This is a genomic window from Sulfitobacter sp. G5_S2_6_S6, from assembly GCF_054968505.1.
This window is the reverse complement of record NZ_JBQKUI010000005.1, coordinates 55,241-79,426: the sequence shown is the minus strand read 5'-3', so window position 1 is coordinate 79,426 and position 24,186 is coordinate 55,241. Positions and strand designations below refer to the sequence as shown.

The 24,186-nt window shown below is 60.5% G+C and carries 20 protein-coding genes; 8 read left to right on the top strand and 12 right to left on the bottom strand.

The window, feature by feature from the left end; all coding sequences use genetic code 11:
- Nucleotides 1–72: 72 nt before the first annotated feature.
- Nucleotides 73–1,161 (bottom strand): TRAP transporter substrate-binding protein, encoded by a 1,089-nt coding sequence (locus ACTRWK_RS10335; RefSeq protein ID WP_005853304.1) that lies wholly within the window; start codon nucleotides 1,159–1,161, stop codon nucleotides 73–75.
- A gap of 260 nt (nucleotides 1,162–1,421) precedes the next feature.
- On the opposite strand from ACTRWK_RS10335, the gene ACTRWK_RS10330 reads away from it, so the two are divergent.
- The 4 genes from ACTRWK_RS10330 to ilvN all read left to right on the top strand — a co-directional run bounded on the left by ACTRWK_RS10330 (nucleotide 1,422) and on the right by ilvN (nucleotide 6,244).
- Nucleotides 1,422–2,825: a cache domain-containing protein gene (locus tag ACTRWK_RS10330; RefSeq protein WP_037944178.1), complete on the top strand. Its 1,404-nt coding sequence runs from the start codon at nucleotides 1,422–1,424 to the stop codon at nucleotides 2,823–2,825.
- Between the two features lie 33 nt (nucleotides 2,826–2,858).
- The gene (locus tag ACTRWK_RS10325) at nucleotides 2,859–3,521 is read left to right on the top strand and encodes a response regulator transcription factor (protein WP_132996665.1); all 663 of its coding nucleotides are present in this window, start codon (nucleotides 2,859–2,861) and stop codon (nucleotides 3,519–3,521) included.
- A 334-nt stretch (nucleotides 3,522–3,855) separates the two neighbouring features.
- Nucleotides 3,856–5,607, top strand: a complete 1,752-nt coding sequence (locus ACTRWK_RS10320) for an acetolactate synthase 3 large subunit (protein WP_037944177.1) — start codon at nucleotides 3,856–3,858, stop codon at nucleotides 5,605–5,607.
- A gap of 76 nt (nucleotides 5,608–5,683) precedes the next feature.
- Nucleotides 5,684–6,244 carry an acetolactate synthase small subunit gene (gene ilvN, locus ACTRWK_RS10315; protein WP_009826946.1) on the top strand — a complete coding sequence of 187 codons (561 nt, stop codon included), beginning with the start codon at nucleotides 5,684–5,686 and terminating at the stop codon, nucleotides 6,242–6,244.
- A gap of 43 nt (nucleotides 6,245–6,287) precedes the next feature.
- On the opposite strand, the gene ACTRWK_RS10310 is transcribed toward ilvN, so the two are convergent.
- Nucleotides 6,288–6,632: a hypothetical protein gene (locus ACTRWK_RS10310; protein WP_278376041.1), complete on the bottom strand. Its 345-nt coding sequence runs from the start codon at nucleotides 6,630–6,632 to the stop codon at nucleotides 6,288–6,290.
- Between the two features lie 209 nt (nucleotides 6,633–6,841).
- Here ACTRWK_RS10310 and ACTRWK_RS10305 point away from each other — a divergent pair, with 209 nt between their 5' ends.
- On the top strand, nucleotides 6,842–7,624 hold the full coding sequence (locus tag ACTRWK_RS10305) for a helix-turn-helix domain-containing protein (RefSeq protein ID WP_037944174.1): 783 nt from the start codon (nucleotides 6,842–6,844) through the stop codon (nucleotides 7,622–7,624).
- Nucleotides 7,625–7,627: 3 nt separating this feature from the next.
- On the opposite strand, the gene ACTRWK_RS10300 is transcribed toward ACTRWK_RS10305, so the two are convergent.
- The 5 genes from ACTRWK_RS10300 to ACTRWK_RS10280 all read right to left on the bottom strand — a co-directional run bounded on the left by ACTRWK_RS10300 (nucleotide 7,628) and on the right by ACTRWK_RS10280 (nucleotide 15,490).
- Nucleotides 7,628–9,040, bottom strand: coding sequence for an amidase (locus ACTRWK_RS10300; RefSeq protein WP_289081146.1), 1,413 nt, complete (start codon nucleotides 9,038–9,040; stop codon nucleotides 7,628–7,630).
- A gap of 116 nt (nucleotides 9,041–9,156) precedes the next feature.
- Nucleotides 9,157–10,281: a peptide chain release factor 2 gene (gene prfB / locus ACTRWK_RS10295; protein ID WP_289081147.1), complete on the bottom strand. Its 1,125-nt coding sequence runs from the start codon at nucleotides 10,279–10,281 to the stop codon at nucleotides 9,157–9,159.
- A gap of 102 nt (nucleotides 10,282–10,383) precedes the next feature.
- The gene (locus ACTRWK_RS10290) at nucleotides 10,384–12,936 is read right to left on the bottom strand and encodes a penicillin-binding protein 1A (protein ID WP_289081148.1); all 2,553 of its coding nucleotides are present in this window, start codon (nucleotides 12,934–12,936) and stop codon (nucleotides 10,384–10,386) included.
- A 128-nt stretch (nucleotides 12,937–13,064) separates the two neighbouring features.
- Nucleotides 13,065–14,279 carry an N-acetylmuramoyl-L-alanine amidase gene (locus ACTRWK_RS10285; RefSeq protein ID WP_289081149.1) on the bottom strand — a complete coding sequence of 405 codons (1,215 nt, stop codon included), beginning with the start codon at nucleotides 14,277–14,279 and terminating at the stop codon, nucleotides 13,065–13,067.
- Nucleotides 14,280–14,347: 68 nt separating this feature from the next.
- Entirely contained in the window at nucleotides 14,348–15,490 is a 1,143-nt protein-coding gene (locus ACTRWK_RS10280; RefSeq protein WP_289081150.1) for a pyridoxal phosphate-dependent aminotransferase, read from the bottom strand.
- Between the two features lie 139 nt (nucleotides 15,491–15,629).
- Here ACTRWK_RS10280 and ACTRWK_RS10275 point away from each other — a divergent pair, with 139 nt between their 5' ends.
- Together ACTRWK_RS10275 and ACTRWK_RS10270 are read left to right on the top strand one after the other, a co-directional pair.
- Entirely contained in the window at nucleotides 15,630–16,373 is a 744-nt protein-coding gene (locus ACTRWK_RS10275; RefSeq protein WP_037945007.1) for a DsbA family protein, read from the top strand.
- Nucleotide 16,374: 1 nt separating this feature from the next.
- On the top strand, nucleotides 16,375–16,857 hold the full coding sequence (locus ACTRWK_RS10270; RefSeq protein WP_289081151.1) for a disulfide bond formation protein DsbA: 483 nt from the start codon (nucleotides 16,375–16,377) through the stop codon (nucleotides 16,855–16,857).
- A 3-nt stretch (nucleotides 16,858–16,860) separates the two neighbouring features.
- Here the strand turns inward: ACTRWK_RS10270 and ACTRWK_RS10265 are convergent, their stop codons facing one another.
- The 5 genes from ACTRWK_RS10265 to hemA form a co-directional block, all read right to left on the bottom strand.
- Nucleotides 16,861–17,400, bottom strand: coding sequence for a GIY-YIG nuclease family protein (locus tag ACTRWK_RS10265; RefSeq protein WP_005853274.1), 540 nt, complete (start codon nucleotides 17,398–17,400; stop codon nucleotides 16,861–16,863).
- Entirely contained in the window at nucleotides 17,397–18,551 is a 1,155-nt protein-coding gene (locus tag ACTRWK_RS10260) for a DNA cytosine methyltransferase (RefSeq protein WP_289081152.1), read from the bottom strand. Before ACTRWK_RS10260 ends, ACTRWK_RS10265 begins: the two co-directional genes overlap by 4 nt.
- 60 nt (nucleotides 18,552–18,611) lie before the next feature.
- A complete protein-coding gene (gene ispG, locus ACTRWK_RS10255) occupies nucleotides 18,612–19,745 on the bottom strand; it encodes a flavodoxin-dependent (E)-4-hydroxy-3-methylbut-2-enyl-diphosphate synthase (protein WP_289081153.1) in 1,134 nt (377 codons plus the stop codon).
- 98 nt (nucleotides 19,746–19,843) lie between these two features.
- A complete protein-coding gene (locus ACTRWK_RS10250) occupies nucleotides 19,844–21,088 on the bottom strand; it encodes a helix-turn-helix domain-containing protein (RefSeq protein ID WP_289081154.1) in 1,245 nt (414 codons plus the stop codon).
- 117 nt (nucleotides 21,089–21,205) lie between these two features.
- On the bottom strand, nucleotides 21,206–22,429 hold the full coding sequence (gene hemA / locus ACTRWK_RS10245) for a 5-aminolevulinate synthase (RefSeq protein WP_289081155.1): 1,224 nt from the start codon (nucleotides 22,427–22,429) through the stop codon (nucleotides 21,206–21,208).
- A 337-nt stretch (nucleotides 22,430–22,766) separates the two neighbouring features.
- Here hemA and ACTRWK_RS10240 point away from each other — a divergent pair, with 337 nt between their 5' ends.
- Nucleotides 22,767–24,143 carry a M20/M25/M40 family metallo-hydrolase gene (locus tag ACTRWK_RS10240; RefSeq protein ID WP_064215749.1) on the top strand — a complete coding sequence of 459 codons (1,377 nt, stop codon included), beginning with the start codon at nucleotides 22,767–22,769 and terminating at the stop codon, nucleotides 24,141–24,143.
- The last annotated feature ends 43 nt before the right edge of the window (nucleotides 24,144–24,186 follow it).

Below are 24,186 nucleotides of genomic sequence, written 5' to 3'. Positions count from 1 at the left end.
CCGTGTTGCGGATCGCAAAGTCGCGTGTGGGGCCGCCCAAAGGCAGCCCCCCTGTCATCCCGTGGGGATGGCTTACATTTTGCCCAGAACGCGCTGGCGCTGTTCGACATAATAGGCGTCGGATTTGGACAGCCATTCAGCCGATGCGGACAGCGAGGATTCAAAGCTGTTGCGGATGTCGGCGAACAGGGAGTCGTCCATGTTCTCGTCCATAACCTCTTTGGAGGCCGCACCGAATGCATCCCAGACATCATCGGGGAACTGCATGGTTTTCACGCCCTGCTGCTGCAGACGCGCCAAGGCGGCACCGTTGTTGGCGAGTGTTTCGGCCAGACCGGTGTGCGTGGTCGCCATCGATGCATATTCGATGATCTTCTGCTGTGCCGGTGTCAGGTCGTTGAACACGTCAAGGTTGACCGATGCGGTCAGGCCCGATCCTGGCTCGTGGAAACCAGCGGTATAGTAGATCTTGGCGACTTCCTGGAAGCCGGCGCGCTCATCCGCGAAGGGGCCAACCCACTCGAGCCCGTCAAGCGCGCCGGAGGACAGCGCCTGATACAGTTCGCCACCAGGGATGTTCTGAACAGACGCGCCCAGTTTACCCAGCACCTTGCCGCCCAGACCGGGCATACGGAATTTCAGGCCGTTGAAGTCCGCGGCAGAGTTGATTTCCTTGCGGAACCAGCCACCGGACTGCGAACCGGAGTTACCGGCGAGGAACATCTTCATGTTGAAGATTTCACCGATCTGGTTGTGCAGGTCATGGCCGCCACCGTGCAGATACCAGTTGGTCAGCTCTTGTGCTGTGGCACCGAAAGGCACGGCGGTGAAATACGCCAGACCGGGGTGCTGGCCGATGAAATAGTAGTCAGCCGCGTGATACATGTCCGCCTGACCGGAGGAAACGGCGTCAAAGACCTCGAACGCGCCGACGAGCTCGCCCGGGGCTTTCTTTTCGATGGTCAACGTGCCGTCAGACATCTCGTTAACCATGTTGTTGAGGTAGGTCGCGGCGTCATCAAGCACGGCAAAGCCACGGGGCCATGCGGTGACCATGGTCAGCGTGCGTTTACCTTGGGCGTACAGCGGTGCGGCCAGTGTCGATGCAGCGGCGGCAGACCCGCCAAGCGCGGATGTCTTCAGAAATGAACGACGGTCCATATTGGATACTCCTCCCGAGTTATATGAGGGTGCCCGCGCTTCATTATATGCGCGCGGGTCATTTCAAGTGTCGTTCACTCTACGCAAAAGCGAATGGTTGAAAATACCAACTACTGCGTAGAGGGTGCAGATTTACCGCCCAAATATGCGGCAAATGTCCCGCCGCACCTGCCATATGTTGTGCATACACGCGTATAGCGGGTGATTTGTGACTGCATCTAGCACTTTGATTCGTGTGGATTTCCCAGTATCAGCGCTGCATGCGCCGCCCGTCTTTCATGATCGCCCCCACCTACGCCCAAAAGCTGACGCTCATCGCCTCTGTGCCGCTGGTGCTGGCGGTGACGGCGATTGCCTTTGTCGTGGCATTGCAGGCGCGCGCGGTGGCCGACCGCGAGATTTCAACGCTCGAGCAGCAGTTGCTGGACGCCAAGAAGGTAGAGCTGCGCAATTATGTGACACAGGCGCGCAACGGGTTCTACTTTGTCTACGGGTCCGCCTCTCCTGATGACGGGGCGGCGAAATCGCAGGTAGCGCAGATCCTCGCGGCGATGATCTATGGCGAGGAAGGTCAGTTCTTTGTCTATGACTACGACGGCACCGCCCTTGTCAGCCCGCGCCAGACCGACCGGATCAACCGCAACTTTGCCGGCGAAACGGACAGCGACGGCACGCCCGTGGTAGACGAGCTGATCCGCATCGCACGCAGTGGCGGCGGGTATCACACCTATATGTGGCCCAAACCCTCTACCGGAGAGGATGCGCAGATGATCACCTATGTCACCTCTTTCCCGAGCTGGCAGTGGGCCGTGGGGACGGGTGTGTTCATCGACGACGTGCTTGCCAGCGGGGCCGCGGCGCGATCCGATGTGCAGGCGCGGGTGCAGCGTACGTTCTTCTATATCGGCGTTATTACGGTGACCGCCCTGCTGTTGGTTTTTGGCACGGGCATGCTGGTCAACCTGCGTGAACGGCGGCTTGCGGACGCGAAGCTCAAAAAGCTGACGCAGCGGGTATTTGACGCCCAAGAGGAAGAGCGCGGCCGCGTGGCGCGCGAACTGCATGATGGTATCAGCCAGATCCTGGTGGGGGTGCGCTATGCGCTCGACAATGCGCGACGCCGGCTGGAAAGGGGCGACGCCCGCGCGGCAGAGCCTTTGGCAAAGGGGATCGACAGCCTTGCACAGGCCATCGCCGAAGTGCGCCGCATCAGCCGCGACCTGCGCCCCAGTATTCTGGATGATCTCGGCCTTGGTCCCGCGCTGAAAACGCTGGTCGAACAATTCGCCCTACGCACCGGTATTCAGTGCCGCTTCGATACCGTGGTATTCCGCAACCGCTTGGACGACGAGGCCAAGATCGCGCTTTACCGGATCGCGCAAGAGGCGCTGACCAATATCGAACGCCACGCACGCGCCACCGAAGTTATCGTCGATCTGCGCGGTCACCGACAGGGCGCGACGCTGTCGATCTCTGACAACGGGCTGGGGCTGGCCAAGACACGCTCCACCGCCGGAGGGTTGGGCCTGCGCAATATGCAAGAGAGGATCGAACAACTAGACGGTACGCTGACCATGCAAACCTCTGCCCAAGGCGGCACCGAGATTACCGCCACCGTCCCGCTGACCCATATGCTGCGCCCGCCGCCGACCGCCCTGCCCTAAGCCCTGATATTCCTCCTGCCCGAAAGCTGCCCCATGACCCTTTCAGACACCCAGCCGCCCGAGTTGATCAAAGTGATGATCGTGGACGATCACCCGATGGTCGCCGAAGGCATCCAGTCCATTCTTGAAAGCTATGACGATATCAATGTGGTCGGCTGTCTGCCCAATGGCCGCGCCGCGATTGAGAGCGTCGCGGAACTGGACCCCGATGTGATCCTCATGGACCTCAATATGCCAGAGATCGGCGGACTGTCCGCGACCGAGATCTTGCTGGAACGCCAGCCCGACACCCGCATCGTGATCCTGTCGATGCATGACAACCCCGAATATATCTCTTCGGCGCTGAGCCACGGTGCTATGGGGTATATCCTCAAGGATGTGCCGACAGACGAGATCAAGCTGGCGATCGATACGGTGATGCGCGGCGAACGGTATCTGTGCACCGGCGCGCAAGGGTCGCTTGAACCCAAGGACGCCGCACGTGAATCCCTGACCGAACGCGAACAGACGATCCTGTTGCAACTGGCACAGGGGAAATCCAACAAAGAGGTCGCGCTGACCTTGGATATCTCTGTGCGCACTGTCGAAACCCACCGCAAGAATATCAAGCGCAAGCTTGGCATCTCTTCCACCGCAGGGCTGACGCGCTATGCGATGGAACACGGCGTGCTGCAAGGGACCGGAGTGCGGCTCTAGCTGATATCGGCCCGAGAAATGCCCCCAATTTTGCAAAAATTAGAAAATTCAGGATTTCGCGCAATAAATGAAAAGATTTTTTGCACCCAGCGACACTTTTATCGACAATAGAGCATTGACGCCCCTTTGTGGCGCTCATAATGTCCATGCACGCAATGAGGGGCCTTTGGCTATGACAGATCTAGCTTTGACAGATATCGTCGTCATTCTAAGACACACGCGCATGGGCCGGTAACGGCAGACCATAATAGTCACCATGCGCCCCCGTCAATATCGGGGGCTTTTTTTTGCGCAACGTATTTTTTGATAAACCACCGCCTGACGGAGCACCAAGATGACACGTAAAATGACCGGAGCGAAAATGATCGTTCAAGCCCTGATTGATCAGGGTGTCGATACCGTATTTGGCTATCCCGGCGGCGCTGTCCTACCGATCTATGACGAGGTGTTCCAACAAAACAGCATCAAACACGTGCTGGTGCGTCACGAACAAGGGGCGGTGCATGCCGCCGAAGGCTATGCGCGCTCGACCGGAAAACCGGGCGTTGTTCTTGTAACCTCGGGCCCCGGCGCCACCAATGCGGTGACCGGCCTGACGGATGCCTTGCTCGATTCCATTCCGCTGGTGGTCCTGACAGGTCAGGTGCCGACCTTCATGATCGGCTCTGACGCATTTCAAGAGGCCGATACCGTGGGCATCACCCGCCCCTGCACCAAGCACAACTGGCTGGTGAAAGAGACCGACAAGCTGGGCGGCGTCCTGCACGAGGCGTTCCATGTGGCCACCAGCGGGCGCCCCGGCCCCGTTCTGGTCGACATCCCGAAAGACGTGCAATTCGCCACGGGGGAATACACGCCCAAGAAGCCGTCCACCTCGCATTACCAGCCGCCCGTCAAAGGCGACATGACCGAGATCACCGAACTGGTGGCCGCCATCGAGACCGCTAAGCGCCCGATTTTCTATACCGGCGGCGGCGTCATCAACTCCGGCCCTGCGGCGTCGCAATTGCTACGCGAATTGGTCGAGGCGACAGGCTTTCCCATCACCTCTACCTTGATGGGGCTTGGCAGCTATCCGGCGTCGGGTGACAAATGGTTGGGGATGCTCGGCATGCATGGTCTTTACGAGGCCAACATGGCGATGCACGACTGCGATCTGATGATCAACATCGGCGCGCGCTTCGACGACCGGATCACCGGCGTCGTCGACATGTTCAGCCCGAAATCCAAGAAAGCGCATATCGACATCGACCCCTCGTCGATCAACAAGATCATCCGCGTAGACATCCCTATCGTCGGCGACGTGGGCCATGTGCTGGAAGACCTGCTGAAGGTCTGGAAATCGCGCGGCCGCAAGACAAACACCGAAGCCGTTGGCAAATGGTGGAAGAAGATCGAGGAATGGCGCAACGTTGACTGCCTCAAGTTCGAACAAAAGGGCAAGATCATCAAACCGCAATACGCGCTCTCGCGGCTTGAGGCGCTGACCAAGGGGCGTGACCGCTATGTCACCACCGAAGTGGGCCAGCACCAGATGTGGGCCGCGCAATACCTTGGCTTCGAGGATCCGAACCGCTGGATGACCTCTGGCGGGCTGGGGACGATGGGCTATGGCTTCCCTGCGTCCATCGGCGTGCAGATGGCGCATCCTGACGCGTTGGTCATCAACGTCGCCGGCGAAGCCTCCTGGCTGATGAACATGCAGGAAATGGGCACCGCCATGCAATACGGCCTGCCGGTGAAACAGTTCATCCTGAACAACGAACGCTTAGGGATGGTCCGCCAGTGGCAAGAACTGCTGCACGGCGAGCGCTATTCCCAAAGCTGGTCTGAATCCCTGCCCGATTTCGTCAAGCTGGCCGAAGCCTTCGGGGCCAAGGGGATCATCTGTTCGGACCCCGACGATCTGGACGACGCGATCATGGAGATGCTCGATTATGACGGTCCGGTGATCTTTGACTGTCTGGTGGAAAAACACGAAAACTGTTTCCCGATGATCCCGTCGGGCAAAGCGCATAACGACATGATGCTGGCCGGTGTCGATACACAAGGTGTGATCGACGCGAAAGGATCGGTCTTGGTCTAAGCCGCCAACGGCACAAGGAAACACATCGGCGCGGGGTCGCGCGCCGAGATTGAACAAATCTTAGAAGGACAGTGTCATGTCAGCCCTAAAGATCAAAAAAGGCTCCAACAGCCATTCCGCCTATAACCTACGTCCCAATTTCTCGGATGTGATCGAACGCCACACGCTGGCCGTACTGGTCGAGAACGAACCCGGTGTGCTGGCGCGCGTCATCGGTCTATTTTCGGGCCGTGGCTATAATATCGACAGCCTTACCGTGGCAGAGGTCGACCACACAGGCCACCTTAGCCGCATCACCATCGTCACCTCGGGCACGCCGCAGGTGATCGAGCAGATCAAGGCGCAGCTGGGGCGGATTGTGCCAGTACACGAAGTGCATGACCTGACCGTCGAAGGCCCCGTGGTCGAGCGTGAGCTTGCGATGTTCAAGGTGAATGGCACCGGCGACAAACGGGTCGAAGCCCTGCGTCTGGCGGATATCTTCCGCGCCAACGTTGTCGATAGCACCTTGGAAACATTCGTGTTCGAGATCACCGGCGCGCCCGAGAAGATTGACGCATTTGCCGAATTGATGCGCCCCTTGGGGCTGGTGTCCGTGGCACGGACGGGTGTGGCAGCCCTGTCGCGCGGCGACTGATACGCTAAGATGGCAGGTTGACGTCTGGCCGGCTCCGGCCGGACTAGGCCTGACCGCGGTGACGGAACTCTACCGGCGGGGCGGCTTTTGGGCGGAATGGAAGCACCTCGCCGCCGGTTTGCTTTCGCGTAATGCCGGCGGAATGGCGCAGCAGTTTGTTCGGCAAATCAGCGTCCGCCTTGGATCGCACGACCTTGGGGTTGAGCGCTTTGCGCAACTTGGCCTCGTGGTAGACCTCGAACTGGACCAGATCACCGGCGTCGAAACAGCTTATCGTCTGGTTCACTGTCGCGGGGTCACCTTGGAAATACGCAAGGTCGCCGTGATCCTCGCACCAGAACACAGCTTTGTTGGATCGGGCATCGCTCCAAAGTACCACACCGTACATTTAACTGTTCCTTCCAGATGCTTGCAGACATGAGAGATAATCATGTCATTTTTACAAATTGTCGATTTTTTTACGAAATCAATTTGTGTCGCGCGCACCGGAGTTTGACGCTGAATAGCGTCATTAAACAGCCATATATTGCAAATCCCCTTGCAAATTCGTTCAAAGGTTGTGAAGTTTAGTTCAATTAATTTTAACGGACTGATTTCATGACGAACCCCGCCGATATCAGGACAATTTTCGGGTCAAATTTAAAAAAACTTTCAGTAGGTTACCCCTCCATCACCTACCTCGCGCAGGAACTGGGGATCAATCGCACGCAGTTCAATCGATATCTATCGGGTGAAAGCTTTCCGCGCCCCGATATTCTGGACCGGATGTGCAAGTTTTTCGACGTTGATGCACGTGTCCTTCTGGAGCCCTTGGAAGAGATCAAGAAGATCGAACCCACCCCCCCGGATTTCATGGGCGACTTTATCGTTTCGGGCGCGCTGGACCTTCCCGAAGCTACGTTTCCCAGCGGTTTCTACCGGTTCTCGCGTCGCAGTTTTCTTTACCCCGAGAAATTCGCCTTGGGATTGGTTATGGTGTTTCGCAGTGGCCGGCATACCTATCTGCGCGGCTACGAGGCCCCTCACGCCATGCGCATCCAAAGCCTGCCCACCCATTCGGAATTGCGCGAATATCGCGGCGTGGTGCTGCAGCAGGAAGAAGGCATCGCCATTATCGCTTCGCGGCGCGGCGCGATGACCTCTTCGTTCAACTATCTGGGGCGGATCGCGTCGTTCAACAACAATTTCTGGGTCGGATACATCACCCGCACGGTGCCGGAAAATTCGATCGGGTTGCGGGCGACGCGGCTGGTCTATGAATACCTGCCGCAAACCCCGTCGGCCGTGTTGCAGGCCGCCCGCTTGAAGGGGCTGTGCGAGGCAAACGATCTTGAACCCTTTCACCGCCACCTTCTGCGCACCGAATTCGCCTTTGAGTGACCGCTACGCCAGCGGCGGCGGGCGCATCTGGGGCCACTGCGTTGCCGCGTGCCACTGCTGTGCCAGTTGAAGCAGCGCCGTATCGCTGCCCCGCGGTCCGATCATCTGTAGCCCCGCAGGCAGCCCCCCTGCGCCGAAACCGGCGGGGATGTTGACAACCGGCAGCCCCACCAGACCGGCGGGCACCACGACCTGCATCCAGCGGTGATAGGTATCCATGTCCCGTCCGGCGATCTGTGTCGGATGCACCTGATCCACGTCAAAGGGCCAAAGCTGCGCCGAAGGCAGCACCAGCACGTCAACCTCGTCAAACAGCGCGGTGACACGGCGATACAAATCCGACCGCGTCAGGCTGGCGCGCTGCACCTCCTGCCCCGTGAACCCGAGCCCGCGCTCGATCTCCCATTGAGCGGCGGGCTTGAGCTTGTCGCGGGTTTCCGGGTCGCGGTAAAGCGCGCCCAAACCGGCAGCAACGGCAAAAGATCGCAGCGTGGTCCAGCTGTCCCACATGGCGTCCGCGTCAAAGGGGGCTGGCACATGGGTCACCCGATGCCCCAGGGCGGCCAGTTGATCCAGGGCCGCTTTGCTCACGTCCTCGATCCCGTCTTCATAGGCATAGGCCCCGCCCCAGTCGCCCAGCCACCCGATGCGGCGCGTGGGCGACGGGGTGTCCATCTCCGGCAAGCTCGGCGCGGGTGACAGGCCGAGGGGTTGTTTGGGGTCCTCTCCGGTCATCGTGTCCAGCAAAGCCGCCAGATCGCGGGGGCAGCGCGCCATCGGGCCTGCCATGCTCAGCTGATGCAGGAACATATCGCCCTCTGGCTCTGCCGGTACTGTGCCCCAGCTGGGGCGCATGCCGTAGACGTTGTTCCAGCCCGCGGGGTTGCGCAGGCTGCCCATCATGTCGGAGCCGTCCGCGATGCTCAGCATCCCCGTGGCCAAAGCAGCCGCCGCCCCGCCCGAAGACCCGCCAGCCGAGCGTGTGTGGTCATAGGGGTTCCGCGTCGGGCCGTAGACGGGGTTGAACGTGTGGCTGCCCAACCCGAATTCAGGCGTGTTCGTCTTGCCAATGATGATCGCCCCCGCCGCGCGGATGCGGGCGACAAAGACGCTGTCCTTCTGGGCAATCGCACCGGCGAACAGCGGTGATCCCTTGGCGGTTGGCAAGCCTTCGGCATCGGATAAATCCTTGATCGCAATGGGAATACCGTGCAGCCATCCGACCCGAGGCGTGGCATCGGCCCGATCGGCTTCGGCCAGAAGCTCGGCCCGCGGGCGCAGCGCGACGATGGCGTTGACCGCGCCGTTCACGGCGTCGATCCGCTCTAGCGTGGCCTCCATCAAAGCACGCGCCGTCAGGCTGCCGTTCGCCAAAGCCTCCGATTGGGCCAAGGCCCCGATGTCTAGTATGTTCATGGCAGAGCCCTCCGTTCGGGGTCATAGAACGGAAGGCCGCAGCGGGATGCAAGGGGTGCCGGGAAAAGTGCTGCACGAGACAAGGCCGCCCGCGCGCAGTTGCCTGATATTTGGCCTTAGCCTTCTTGCGCCTCGGCGCGGGTCTTGCCCGACACGGCAAGCGCCAGCGCGGCCCCCATCAACCCGTCAAGGTCACCATCCAGCACCCCTTTGGTATCCGAGGTTTCAAAGTTGGTGCGCAGGTCTTTGACCATCTGGTACGGCTGCAAGACGTACGACCGGATCTGGTTGCCCCAGCCCGCATCGCCCTTGTTTTCATGGGCTTCGTTGATGGCCGCGTTACGGCGGTCCAGCTCCATCTGATACAGCCGCGATTTCAGCGCCTTCATCGCGATGTCGCGGTTCTGGTGCTGCGATTTCTCAGAGCTGGTCACGACGATGCCGGTGGGGTGGTGCGTGATCCGCACGGCCGAGTCGGTGGTGTTTACGTGCTGACCACCGGCCCCCGAGGACCGATAGGTGTCGATGCGGATGTCGCTGGGGTTGATATCGATTTCGATGTTGTCGTCCACCACCGGATACACCCAGATAGAGGTAAAGGACGTGTGCCGTTTGGCGGCGCTGTCAAAGGGGCTGATCCGCACCAGACGGTGCACACCGGATTCCGACTTGAGCCAGCCATAGGCATTCGGACCGCTGATCTTGTAGGTCGCCGATTTGATCCCCGCCTCTTCGCCGGGGCTTTCGGATTGTAGCTCGACCTTATAGCCCTTTTTCTCGGCCCAACGGACATACATGCGCGACAGGATATTGGCCCAGTCACAGCTTTCGGTGCCGCCTGCCCCTGCGTTGATTTCAAGGAAAGTGTCATTCCCGTCGGCCTCGCCGTTCAACAGCGCTTCCAGCTCTTTCTGGGCGGCTGTCTCAGCCAGCTTTTTCAATGCGGTTTCGGCCTCTGCGATGACCTCGTCGTCGCCTTCCATCTCGCCCAATTCGATCAGTTCGATGTTATCGGCCAGCTCTTGTTTGATGCCCTCGTAGGTGGCGATGGAATCGACCAGCGCCTGACGGTCGCGCATCAGTTTTTGCGCCGCATCGGGATCATCCCACAGATTGGGGTCTTCGACACGGGCATTGAATTCTTCCAGACGGTATGGCGCGGTTTCGACGTCCAGACGCTGTGCCAACAGCTCCAGCGATTTGCTGATCTTTTCCGCTGTGTTTTGTGCATCTGCGCGCATGGTATCCTGCCTTTAAATAGATCGCGGCCCCGAATAGCCGGGGCCGCGTTTCAAATAGACCAGCGCCGCAACTTGGGCAAGCGCTGTAGAATGGGGCCGGGCCTAGTACAACCCGCCGGAGCTGATGCTGCCAAAGCTTGCCTTGGGCCCGACACGCGCCTTCTTACCGGTAGAGGTTGTGACCTCGCGCGCGGTGCCGCCGGCTTCCTCGACCAGAGGCAGATCCGCACCCATCGCAAAGCCACCATCAAAGGTGATCCCGAACAGCGGCTCTTCGCCGTCACGGAAGTATTCGGCCACAACGTTGGGACCTGCGGCGCTGTCAGACAAACGTGCACCGGTAAAGCGGTCGATCTTGATGAAGTGACCGCCGGGAGGCACTTCGAAGGGGCCGCCGCCGTATTTCTTGATCGCTTCGCTCATGAACCGCTGGAACACAGGGCCACACATCCCCGCCCCATAGGCACGACGCCCCAGCGAGCGCGGATTGTCGAAACCGATATAGCAGCCCGCCACGATATTGCTTGAGAAGCCGACGAACCAGACGTCTTTGGCGTCGTTGGTGGTGCCGGTCTTGCCCGCGATTGGCACGGGCAGGTTCACCGCCCCACGCGCCGTACCGCGATCCACGACGCCCTTCATCATCGATGTCAGCTGATAGGCCGTGATCGGGTCCATCACCCGTTCGCGGTTCGAGATGATGCGCGGCCCCACGCCGGGGGCCAGCGTTTCAAGCTGGCAATCGTTACAGATGCGTTGGTCGTGTTTGTAGACAGTGCGGCCATAGCGGTCCTGCACACGGTCCACCAGCGTCGGCTGCACCCGTTCGCCACCATTGGCGAACATCGCATAGGCCGACACCATCTGGTAAAGCGTCGTTTCCTGCGAACCAAGCGCGTTGGCAAGCACTGGCGACAGGTTGTCATAGACCCCGAACCTTTCGGCATAGTCGCCAACGGTGTTCATCCCGACCTCTTGCGCCAGACGGATGGTCATGAGGTTCCGCGACTGTTCGATACCCGTCCGCAGGGGCGTCGGCCCGTAGAACTTGTTCGACGAGTTTCGCGGCCGCCACATGCCTTGGGGTGTGTTGATCTCGATCGGGGCATCCACAACGATGGTCGCAGGGGTATAGCCGCTGTCCAATGCCGCAGCATAGACAAAGGGCTTGAAGCTCGACCCCGGCTGGCGCTTCGCCTGTGTCGCACGGTTGAACACCGACGCCTGATAGGAGAAACCGCCCTGCATCGCGATCACGCGCCCTGTGTTCACGTCCATCGCGACAAAGCCGCCCTGCACTTCCGGGATCTGACGCAAAGTCCAGCGGATGAACGACCCGTCACTATCCGCCGTCATGCGGCGCACCAGCACCACGTCGCCGACCTCAAGCAGGTCAGCGGGCACTTGGGCGCGGTTGCCGAGCTTGCCGTTCTCAAGACGTTTGCGCGCCCATTGGACATCCTTGGCGGGGATGAAATGACCGTCTGCGTCCTCATCCACGCCTTCGATCCCGATGCGGGCGGCGTCATTGGTCAGGCTCAGCACCACGGCGGGATACCACGGGTTTTCCAGATCAACGTCACGTGGCACACGGGTGTCAGACAGGGCTTCGCGCCAATCCGCCTCGGTGGTCAGCTTTTCGGGCGCGATCTTCTTGCCGGTGCCGCGGTAGATACCGATGCCGCGGTCATATTCCTCAAGCTGCTGCTGCAAGGATTGTGCGGCAATGGGCTGCATCTCGTTGTCGATGGTGGCACGCACGGTCAGACCGCCGGTAAAGAATTCGCCCTCGCCAAAGTTCTCGGACAGCTGGCGGCGGATTTCATCGGTAAAGTAATCGCGCGGCGGCAGTTCGGCCTTGAAGCTTTCAAAGTCCCCGTTCTGCACCGACCGCAAAGGCTGTGCGACCTCGGTCTCGTAGACGGCGGGGGTGATATAGCCGTTTTCCTTCATCTCGCGCAGCACGAAGTTCCGGCGTGCCAGCAACCGGTCCTTGCGGCGCACGGGATGATAATCAGATGGTGCTTTGGGCAGCGAGGCAAGGAACGCAGCCTCGTGTGGGGCCAGCTCCCCCAATGTCTTGTTGAAATAGGTCTGCGACGCGGCGGCCACACCGTAGGAGTTCTGGCCCAAGAAGATCTCGTTCAGATAAAGTTCAAGGATCTTTTCCTTGGGCAGCGTTTCCTCAAGCCGTGCGGCGAGGATGATTTCCTTGATCTTGCGTTCGGCCCGACGGTCGCCGGACAGAAGAAAGTTCTTCATCACCTGCTGCGTGATGGTCGATGCACCGCGCACGTCCTTGCCCCTTGTGCGCACCGCATCTACAGCCGCCGCCCCGATGCCGCGCAGGTCATAGCCTTCGTGGGTATAGAAATTCTTGTCCTCGGCCGAGATGAAAGCCTGTTTGATCAGCGGCGGGATCGTATTGGCCGGCGCGAACAGGCGGCGTTCCTTGGCGAATTCGTCAATCAACCGCCCCTGCCCCGAATAAATCCGGCTGATCGTCGGGGGCGTGTATTGCGCAAGGGATTCGTGGCTGGGCAGATCGCGGCCATACATCCAGAACACCGCGCCGATGGTCAGCGCGACCATACCGATGCTCATGGTGAGGGTGGTAAAAATACCCCCGAAGAAAGACAGGATCAAACGAAACACGGCTGGCAATTCCTTGCAAGGAGGGTTGGTGACCCGTCTATACGCAACCCTGCGGGAATCGTCAAAACACGATGCAGTGGCCCTGTGCGGTAACCCGCGCAACACCTAGAGGGGCGTTCGGATACGGTTTACTGGCGAATCAAGGGCTTGAGCGCGGCATCCGCGTCGCGCCATTTGGCGATGGAATCCGCAATCGCCGACACCATGACCGCCCGCCAGATCGGGTCTCGCAGATTGGCAAGATCACGCTTCGAGCTGAGGAAGCCGATTTCGATCAGGACCGACGGGATGTCAGCCGATTTCAACACCGAAAAGCCCGCATTGCGCAGCGGGTGGCGGTTCATCGGACCGCCGGCGGCTTTCATGCCTTCGACCAGCACTTTAGCGGCGGCGACCGACCGTGGCTCAGTCTCTTGGCGGGCAAGATCAAGCAGCACGCTGGCAACCTCGTCATCCGATCCGGTCAGATCGGCCCCCGCGATAATATCGGCGCGGTTGTGGCGTGCGGCCAGATGGTCGGTGGCAGTATCGCTGGCGTCGTCCGACAGCGTATAGACCGTCGCCCCCTTTGCGCCGCCGTGCTGCAAACTGTCCGCATGGAGCGAGATGAACAGATCGCCTTCGGCCTGATGCGCAATGGCGACGCGGGTTTCAAGCGCGACGAAATGATCCGTATCTCGGGTCATCACCACATCGATCCCGTCGCGCACCAATGTGTCGCGCAGCGCTTGGGCAAAGGACAGCATCAGGTCTTTCTCCAGGATACCATCTGTCTCTGCCCCCGGATCAACGCCCCCGTGACCGGGGTCCAGCACCACGCGAAACGGCACCTCTTTCAGGTCGGCAACCGCCTTGGGCGGTGCGGCCAGCGCCATGGTCCACGCCGGATCAACGGGCGCACCGGCGGCGGCGGCAAACTCCTCGGGGGTGACGGATGTCAACGCAATTTCAAGCGTGGCTTGGCCGGACCCCTTGTTGACCGGCATCCCGATCTCGCGCGGGATCATCGGTTCGGCCAGATCCGCGACAAGCCGCGACCAACCGGGTTGGAACGGGCCGAAGCGCAGACCGGCAATCCGTCCGGGTTCAGGCAGCAGGTCTGCGGTGTTCACACCGCTCCAGTCGGCCTCGCGGAAATCGACCACCAGCCGCGCCGGATCATCCAGCAAGAACACCCGAAACGGTACCCCTTGGCTCAGGCCAAGCGTCAGCGTCGTGCCCCCGAACCAACCATCCGAGATGGCGCTTTTGGTAGGGTCCACCCGCGCCAGCGCGGTCAGATCCTGCGCGGACGCTGGCAAGGACAGCGCGCAAACCGTTGCGATAATGGGAAGAATACGCATGCCTGTCACCGTTCTGCTCGGGGTGGTTGCGGCAGGTATAGCACCCCGCCGCAACCCGAGCCAGCCTTTCAGCGGGCCGCCATATAGGTCTTGAGCCGCCCCAGCCCCTCGGCAATATCCTGGGTGCTGCGCGCATAGGAAAACCGCAGCCAGTGATGCCCGCGCACCGGATCGAAATCGAGCCCGGGGGTCACGGCCACACCCGCCTTGTCCAGAATATCCCGCGCCAATGCGCGGCTGTCCTCCGTCAGCTCGGACACATCGGCGTAGACATAGAAGGCCCCGTCGGGGGGCGCGAAACGGGTGAAGCCCGCCTCGCGCAGGCCGGTGATCATCATCGCGCGGTTGGCGCGGTAGACATCCATATTCGCCTCAAGCTCATCGGTGCAATCCATCGCGGCAAGGGCGGCGACCTGACTGGCGTGGGGGGCGCAGATGAACATGTTTTGCGCGATCCTTTCGACCACCCGCACGTGATCCTCTGGCACAACCATCCAGCCGACACGCCAACCGGTCATAGAGAAATACTTGGAAAACGAATTGATGACATAGACATCATCGGTGATCTCAAGCGCGGTCACGGCCTTTTTCTCGTATTCGATGCCGTGGTAAATCTCGTCCGAGATAAAGGATGCCCCCTGCGCTTGCGTCGCGTCGATCAGCGCGGACATGGCAGCGTGATCCAGCATCGTGCCCGTGGGGTTGCCCGGCGACGCGACCAGCAGCCCCTTCAGGTCCATGCCCGCGAAATCCGCAGGCACCGGCTGCAAGCGGTTGCCAAGCGAGGTGGGCAGATCCACGGGGGCGAGGTCCAGCGCCTTGAGGATCTGTCGGTAGCTGGGATACCCCGGTGCCCCGATGCCCACACGGTCCCCGGTATCAAAAAGCGAGGTAAACGTCAGGATGAACCCGCCCGAAGAGCCGGAGGTGATGACCACGCGGTTCGGGTCCAGATCGACATTGTACCACTCCCCGTACATCCGCGCGATCCGCTGGCGCAGCGCAGGCAGTCCCAATGCGACGGTATAACCAAGCGCGCCCTGCTCCATCGCGGCGGACAATGCGGTGCTGGCCCCTTTGGGCGCGCCCGTGCCGGGTTGGCCGACCTCCATATGGATGATGTGGCGGCCCTCCGCCTCGGCGGCGGCGGCGGCCTGCATCACATCCATCACGATAAAGGGATCGACCTGAGATCGGGTTGAAATGCGCATGGGCTTGATCCTACTGTTGAGCCCGAACCTTTCACCGCACCCCGCCGGTGCCGTCAACCCTTGTGCGCGCTGGCAAAATCGCGCACCACCCTTGCAACCGGTGCCTGCACCCCTGCGCAACAACAAGCGAGTGACCCTGATGAAAAAGCTGATCGCCCCCGCCCTAGTGGCCCTTTCCCTGACAGCCCCCGCCCATGCGATGGACCTGACCGAACTGACCGATGCCGAACGCGCGCAATTCCGCGCCGAGGTCCGCGCCTATCTGATGGAAAACCCCGAAGTGATCATGGAAGCGGTGAACCAGCTGCAGGCCCGTCAGGCCGAAGCACAGGCGCAGGCGGATTTCACGCTGGTGTCCGACAATGCGGCCGCGATCTTTGACGACGGCTATTCCTATGTCGGTGGCAACCCCGAAGGCGACATGACCATCGTTGAGTTCATGGACTACCGCTGCGGCTACTGCAAAAAAGCGTTCTCCGAGGTTGAAAAGCTGGTCAATGGCGACGGCAACATCCGCTTTATCGTGAAAGAACTGCCGATTCTGGGCGAACAATCCATGGTCGCCTCGCGCTTTGCCATCGCAACCAAGATCGTTGCGGGGGACGAGGCCTATAAATCCGTACATGACGCCTTGATGAGCTTTAACGGCGACATCACCCCGACGTCGCTGGGACGCTTGGCCAATAGCTTTGATCTGGACGCCGAGGCCATTCAGGAAAAGATGGACAGTGCCGAAGTCACCGCCGAGATCGAAAAGACCCGCGCACTGGCACAAACGCTGCAGATTTCCGGCACACCGACCTTTGTGATGCAGGACGAACTGCTGCGCGGCTATCTGCCTTACGACCAGATGAAAGCCATTCTGGAAGAAAAACGCGGCTAAGATGCGCTTGGCACTAGCCTGTTGCGTGGCGGCCTTCCCGGTTGCCGCGCAAACCGACTTTGGCGCGCTGACCCATGCAGAACGGCGCGCCTTGGGGGAAGAAGTGCGGGCGTTGCTTCTGGCAGAGCCCGAGCTTGCAGCACCCGCTGTGGCCCCCCGCACCTATGCTGCCGAAGCCTATCAAGAGAAGGCGCAGGCGGATCTCGCGCTTATCACATCCCTGACAGATCAAGTATTAGCCGGAGCACCGATTGCATTGTTTACCGGCGACGACTGCGCAGACTGCGATCGCGCACTGGCGGAATTAGAAGCAATAGCAGATGCATATGCCATCACCTTCACGCATCACATGATGTCCGATCCTGCCAGCGCCGCCCTCGCGGTAGAGCTTGGCATGACCGATCCCCCCTTCTACGTCATGGCAGATCGCATCTTGCGTGGCCATATGCCCGACATCGTGCTGCGGCGGTATCTGGCTCCGTAGCGCCTAGAGAAACCGCTGATGATAGCGCACCATGCGTTTGAAATGCGCATCAAGCGACCGTTTGAGATGCGGTGCCTCTTTCACGTTGAGGATATAATCGACCAGCAAGTCATACTGTTTGATCTGGCGCGGCAGCCGGTTTGACGGGGTCAGACGCGACTGTCGTTCCTCTTCGTCGATCACCTGCACCACCTGCTTTTCCGGCCAGTCGAACAGCGGTGCATCCGCCACCATCGCCTTGCCGTTCATCAGCGGCAATTCAGCGTCGTAATGGGCAAAGATCGCGCGTTCCAGCGGTTCTACCTCTGCCTTCGTCGCCACCGGCCAGGCCCAGACAAAGGCGATCTCCCACACGTCGATCTGACGGTTGGCAATCACATCGGACCGCGCCGATGTCAGATGCCGGCGCACCCGCGTGCGGATACCATCAACCGACTGGCCCACATAAATCGGGTTGCCGTCCAGATCGCACAGCGCATAGACGCCGATCTGATTGGTCAGCGCCGCCAGTGCCTTGCCCCGAAACGCCTGCGCCGCGTTCACGCGACGGCCCCCAGCGACTGACGCTCAAGCAGTGGCGCGAACAAGACCTCGTCGAGATAGCGCACGACAGGCACGGCGACCCCATCCCCCGCCACGCGGTAGGCGTTGTTGTAGGTGTCGGGCATCTTGTAGCTGTCCGGCAGCCCCATCAGCCGCGCCACCTCGCGCGAGGAGACAAGCCGGGCCTTGGTCTGGTTGCCCTTGATAAACATCAGGATCTGCCGCGAGGACCCGCCCGCAGGTGTCCGCAAGCAGCCCGCAATCCCGTCGGTGCGCAGCTCTGCCCGTTGGCGGACATTCCCATCCGCATCGGGGCGTCCGCGTTTATAGATCGTGCCCACCACCGTGCGCCCTGCCTTGCGCGCCATGCGCAGGCGTTCAAGGCTGGGGGGCGACATCAGCGTCAGCAGACGGTCGGTATCCGCGGCACTGAACCACGGCATGGTGGCACGCCGTTCAAGCACGCGCTCAAGCGCCTGTTCGTCGGCGGGGGCATCCCCCAATTTCCACCAGACCCAGTTGGATCGGACCGGCCGTGCGGCGGAGGCGAGAAATTTTTGCAGCTTCTTGCCGTGGAAGACATGGGACGGTTTCGGCACCGTCAGCCCCGAGATGTCGATATCCTCGCGCACGCACACAACGAACAGACGCGGCCGGCTTTGCGGCAGGAAACGCCGCGCGTCGATCTCGAGCGCGCCGACCTTATAGCCAAGCCGCACAAAGGTCGCGAGTACGGTGTTCATATCCGCCCCACCATTGCGCGACACCAGCCCGACGACGTTTTCAAAGGCGATGATACGCGGCGCAAATCCTGCTTTTATGGCCGTGGCGATCTTGTCGGCCCAATGGGCAAAGACACCGCTGCGCGCGCCGCCCAATCCCCGCCCCTTGCCCGCAAGGCTGAAATCCTGACACGGGCTCGACGCCCAATACATATCGATCTGACGCGTCAGAAGGTCATCGGGCATGGTCGCGATATCGCCCTGATGCAATGCCGCCTGCCCCCAATTCTGAGCATAGACCTTGCATTTCATCGCGTCGATATCATTGGCCAGCACGCAATCCCAGCGGTCTTGCAATGCCGCGCGCACCATGCCACCGCCGCAGAAAAACTCGGCGTAAGTCGGGGTCTTGGCGGCGTGATCAGGCATATCTATTGATATGGAATACGCAAATATCTGTCGATGGCAAATGCGCCGCTTGGGGCAAAGTCACTCGGCTGCTTGCTCTGCCGCTTGGGTCTCTGCTTCGATGACGGCGGCGCGGGCTTCTACCTGTTCGACAATGTGATCGATCATCGCGTCATTGCCCAGCTTGTGGCTTTGTTTGCCCGCAAGATAGACCATACCCGACCCGTTGCCCCCGCCGGTAAAGCCCACATCCGTCATCAGCGCCTCACCGGGGCCATTGACGACGCAGCCGATGATGCTCAGGCTCATCGGGGTCTTGATATGCTCCAACCGTTGCTCCAGCGCTTCGACGGTCTTGATCACGTCAAAGCCTTGCCGCGCGCAGCTGGGGCAGCTGATGATGTTCACACCACGGTGACGCAGGCCAAGGGATTTCAGGATCTCGTAGCCAACCTTGACCTCTTCCACGGGGTCCGCAGACAGGGACACACGGATCGTGTCACCGATACCCATCCACAATAGATTGCCCAGGCCAATGGCCGATTTGATCGTGCCAGAGGTCAGCCCCCCCGCCTCGGTGATGCCAAGGTGGATCGGAGCATCCGTCGCCTCGGCCAACTGCTGGTAGGCAGCGGCGGCCATGAAAACGTCAGAAGCTTTGCAGCTGATCTTGAATTCGTGGAAATCATTGTCTTGCAGGATCTTGATGTGATCCATCCCGCTTTCGACCATCGCATCGGGGCATGGCTCGCCGTATTTCTCAAGCAGGTGACGTTCCAGCGACCCTGCGTTGACGCCGATGCGGATCGAACAATTATTGTCCCGCGCGGCCTTGATCACCTCTTTAACGCGCTTTTCGTCGCCGATATTGCCGGGGTTGATCCGCAGACAAGCGGCCCCCGCCTCGGCGGCTTCGATCCCGCGTTTGTAGTGGAAATGGATATCCGCCACGATCGGCACCGATACCTCGCGCACGATCTCTTTCAGCGCCTTGGAGCTTTCGACATCCGGCACCGACACACGCACGATATCGGCCCCCACATCGGCAGCAGCCTGAATCTGCGCGATGGTCGCTTTGACATCCGTCGTCAGCGTGTTCGTCATCGTCTGCACCGTGATCGGTGCATCGCCCCCGACCGGCACATTCCCCACCATGATCTGACGGGACTTCCGGCGGTAAATGTTGCGCCACGGGCGAATGTGATTGAGGGACATGCAAAGCTACCTTTGGCAATGAAACAGTCGAAGGGTCTGTCAGGTTCGGTTCGCCCTACACCTATTCAGCCCGTCGCGTTGTTGCAATGGTATCCGGCTTATTCCGTCGGCGAAGTCGCCGCATTCTTCAGCTCGGCCACCATTGTCGCGAGCGCGGAATTCTCTTCCAGCACGGCTGGCTCGTAAAGCTCCGCCAGCGCCTGACGGTGCAGCGGCAGGTTCGACGTAACAGCCCCACGATCGCCAACAGGCCCGAAGTACTGCCCGTCCATCGCGAAATACAGCGCGCCGGATTCGCCGGTGCGCAGCGTCGGGGGCTCTTCGGTGGCGGGGATATCCCAGCTGTCGCCCTTGTTCATGATGCCTTCAAAGATAACCTTGCCATCTGCGGCGCGTACACGCACCCAGGACGGATAGGCTGCAACCATACGCAGCTGCGGCGCGGGCCCTTCGACCACCTGCGGCACGGCACCCGGCAGCACGTCGGGCGTATCCCGTTGGACCACGGTATTTTCTGCGGTGCGCAGCGCATCCCCGACGGAAGGCGAAGGCGAGCTGGAGGCAAAGCTGCCGATACTGCGCGGATCAATCGAGGAAATCGGCGCATCCCGCGCGACCAGAACAGGCACATCCAGTGCGGCAGGACGATAAAGCCGGTCCAGCGCATCAGAGCGTGGCGTCGCCATCGCGGTCGGCGCATCGGGGTCTTCTGTCGTTTCGGGGGCGGAGGCAAGCGCGCCTTGCAGCGGATCAAGATCCGAGAGCACAACAGGGGTTTCATCCACCGGAGAGACCTGCACGCGCTGCACTTCTTTCAGGACGCTCCATCCGCCATAGCCAATCCCGCCGATCAAAGCGACGAGCACCAGCAGCGAACCCAAAGCACCGGGCTCTATTCGCGCCAGAAGGGAATCACCGACGGGTGTGAAGGGCGTCGCAGGGCGGGCAAAGATATCGCTCTCGCCATTGCGGGTCATACGCTCTTCGCGGGTGGGCTTTTTGACGACGGACGCTTTAGAGGACATGCCATGCGCCACGGCAAAACCGGATTCAGCACAGAAGGCTGCGAACGCCTTGTCGGGGTCCATGTTCAGGTAGCGGGCATAAGACCGCACGTAACCGGCAATAAACCCAGGTGTATCAAAGGCTTCCGGGTCGGCGTTTTCGATCGCGGCAATGTAGGAGGCCTTGATCCGAAGCTCGCGTTGGACATCCAGCAGCGATTTACCAAGCGTCGCGCGTTCACCGCGCATCAGGTCACCAAGGCGCAAGTCGAACGCGTCGAAACCTTTGGCTTCAACTTGCTCGTTATCTGCCGACTTGGAAGACCACCGCCCAATCATAAAAATGTCCCGTAGCTATGCCCGCTGCCCTTAATCGAAACAACATGTTGATTCGAGATTAAGCTTTTCTTTCGATATCGGTAGCATAAATCAACGGACTATACGAAATATTCGGGGTCACCCCGCCATTTCGGCACGATTCAGCGCACAATGGGACCACAAAGCGTCCATCGCGTGGACCAGCCCTTCGATTTCCAGCGGGCCATGTACGGGCGACGGGGTAAAGCGCAAACGCTCTGTCCCGCGGGGCACGGTGGGGAAGTTGATCGGCTGCACATAGATGCCGTGATCCTCTAGCAGGCGATCCGACAGAATCTTGGTGTGTACGGGGTTTCCGACAATCACAGGGACGATATGGCTGCCGTGATCAATGATCGGCAGACCCAAACCCTTGAGCCGCAGTTTCAGCACTTTGGCTTGCTGCTGGTGCTTCTCGCGCAGTTCGGGCGCGGTCTTGAGGTAGGCGACCGAGGCCGCAGCACCGGCGGCAACCGCTGGCGGCAGGGACGTGGTAAAGATGAACCCCGGCGCGTAAGACCGGATGGCGTCGCACATCTTGGCCGAGGCCGCGATATAGCCACCCATCACGCCGTAGGCCTTGGCAAGCGTCCCGTTGATGATATCTAGCCGGTGCATCAGGCGATCACGCTCGGAGACCCCTGCCCCACGCGGGCCGTACATCCCCACGGCGTGGACCTCGTCGATATAGGTCAGCGCGCCGAATTCATCGGCAATGTCGCAAATCGCCTCGATCGGGCCGAAATCGCCATCCATCGAGTAAATCGATTCAAAGGCGATCAGCTTGGGTGCGGCGGGATCATCGGCGGCCATCAGCGCGCGCAGGTGGTCCACGTCGTTATGGCGGAAGATACGCTTGGCCCCGCCATTGCGGCGGACCCCTTCGATCATCGACGCATGGTTCAGCTCGTCGGAATAGATGATCAGACCGGGAAACAGCTTGGGCAGCGTGCTGAGCGTCGCGTCATTGGCGATATAGGCACTGGTGAACAGCAAGGCGGCTTCCTTGCCGTGCAGGTCCGACAGCTCTTCCTCGAGACGTTTGTGGTAAATCGTGGTGCCCGAGATATTGCGCGTCCCGCCCGACCCTGCACCCGTCGCATCAAGTGCTTCGTGCATCGCGGCCAGAACGACAGGGTTTTGCCCCATCCCGAGGTAATCATTCCCGCACCAGACGGTGATATTCTTCTCTTGCCCGTCGGGTTGGGTCCAGACAGCGTGGGGGAATTGACCATTGCGGCGTTCAATGTCGATAAAGGTGCGGTAGCGACCTTCCTCGTGCAGCCGGTCAATCGCCTGATCAAGCTGTTTGGTATAGTCCATTGCGCCTTGCTCCTTCGTCGGTGGCGGGACCAGCAAAGGCAACCGGATCATTCGCCATATTCGTGCTTTAGAATGAATATAGTTTAGAGCCATTCAATTCAATGCCTTAATAGGAACCGATTGTCGCAGGTGCCGCCGCGGGGCGCGTCGCATCGCGGTCGGATGTCGCGCATCGGAAACCTGCACGCTGTCCCGCTTGCGTCAAAGGCCTGATTCTCAAGCGATTCTCACGCGGTATGGCGCGCAAGCTACGGCCACCTCGGGCGCACCACTGGACACGGCCAAGCGCGCTGATACGGTCGCGGCAATCTTCACCCTGACAGAAAGGTTTACCCCCATGTCCCTACCCGACGTATTGGCACGGATCGATCATGATCTGGATGCGGCCACCGACCGGCTGCTCGATCTGCTGCGCATCCCCTCCATCTCGACCGACCCCGCGTTCAAGGAAGACTGCGACCGCGCCGCCGATTGGCTGGTCGAGGATCTGAACAGCATCGGCATCAAGACCACCAAACGCCCCACCCCCGGTCACCCGATGGTGGTGGGCCATGTGGACGGCCCCGCCGACAAGCCGCACATCCTGTTCTACGGTCACTATGACGTCCAGCCTGTCGATCCGCTGAACCTGTGGCACCGTGATCCCTTTGATCCTGCCGTCGAGGACACGGCAAAAGGCCGCGTGATCCGCGGACGCGGTGCTGCAGATGACAAGGGCCAGCTGATGACCTTTGTCGAGGCGCTGCGCGCGTGGAAAGCGGTCAATGGCGACTTCCCCTGCCGCATGACCTTCTTCTTCGAGGGCGAGGAAGAATCAGGCTCCCCTTCACTGGTGCCCTTTATGGAAGAGAATGCCGAAGAGCTGCGCGCCGACTATGCGATGATCTGCGACACGGGCATGTTCCAATCCAAGGTGCCGTCGATCGTGACGATGCTGCGCGGCTTGATGGGCGAAGAGGTCACCATCACCGGCCCTGATCTTGATCTGCACTCTGGCATGTACGGCGGCGTGTCGATGAACCCCGCGCGCGTCCTGTCCAAGGTCATCGCCTCCCTGCACGATGACACGGGCCGCATCACGGTGCCCGGTTTCTATGACGGGGTACCAGAACTGCCCGACGATATTCAGGCGCAGTGGCAAGGGCTTGCCTTTGATCATGACAGTTTCCTTGGCGATGTGGGCCTGTCGAAACCCGCCGGCGAACAGGACCGCATGCCGATCGAGATGATCTGGTCGCGCCCCACGTGCGAGGTCAACGGCATGTGGAGCGGATACACAGGTGCCGGCTTCAAGACCGTGCTGCCCTCGCAGGCCCACGCCAAGATCAGCTTCCGTCTGGTGGGCACCCAGGACCCTCACGTCATCCGCGAAAGCTTTCGCAAGATGGTAACCGACATGATGCCCGAGGACTGCGAAGCGACGTTCCACGCCCACGGGTCGAGCCAAGGATCGGTCTTCGAGACCACCGCCCCCGCATTCGAAGATGCCCGCAAAGCGCTGACCGATGAATGGAACGTCCCCGCTGCCTATGTCGGATGTGGCGGATCGATTCCCATTGCGGGGCATTTCCAGAAAATTCTGGATACCACGCCGGTGCTGATCGGATTCGGCAAAGACGACGACGCCATCCACTCCCCGAACGAGAAATACGACCTCGAAAGCTTCCACAAGGGAATCCGAAGCTGGGCACGTATTCTGGATGCGATGACGTAGACAAACGGGCGGGCCTAACGGCCCGCTTTTCCCTTTTTAGGAC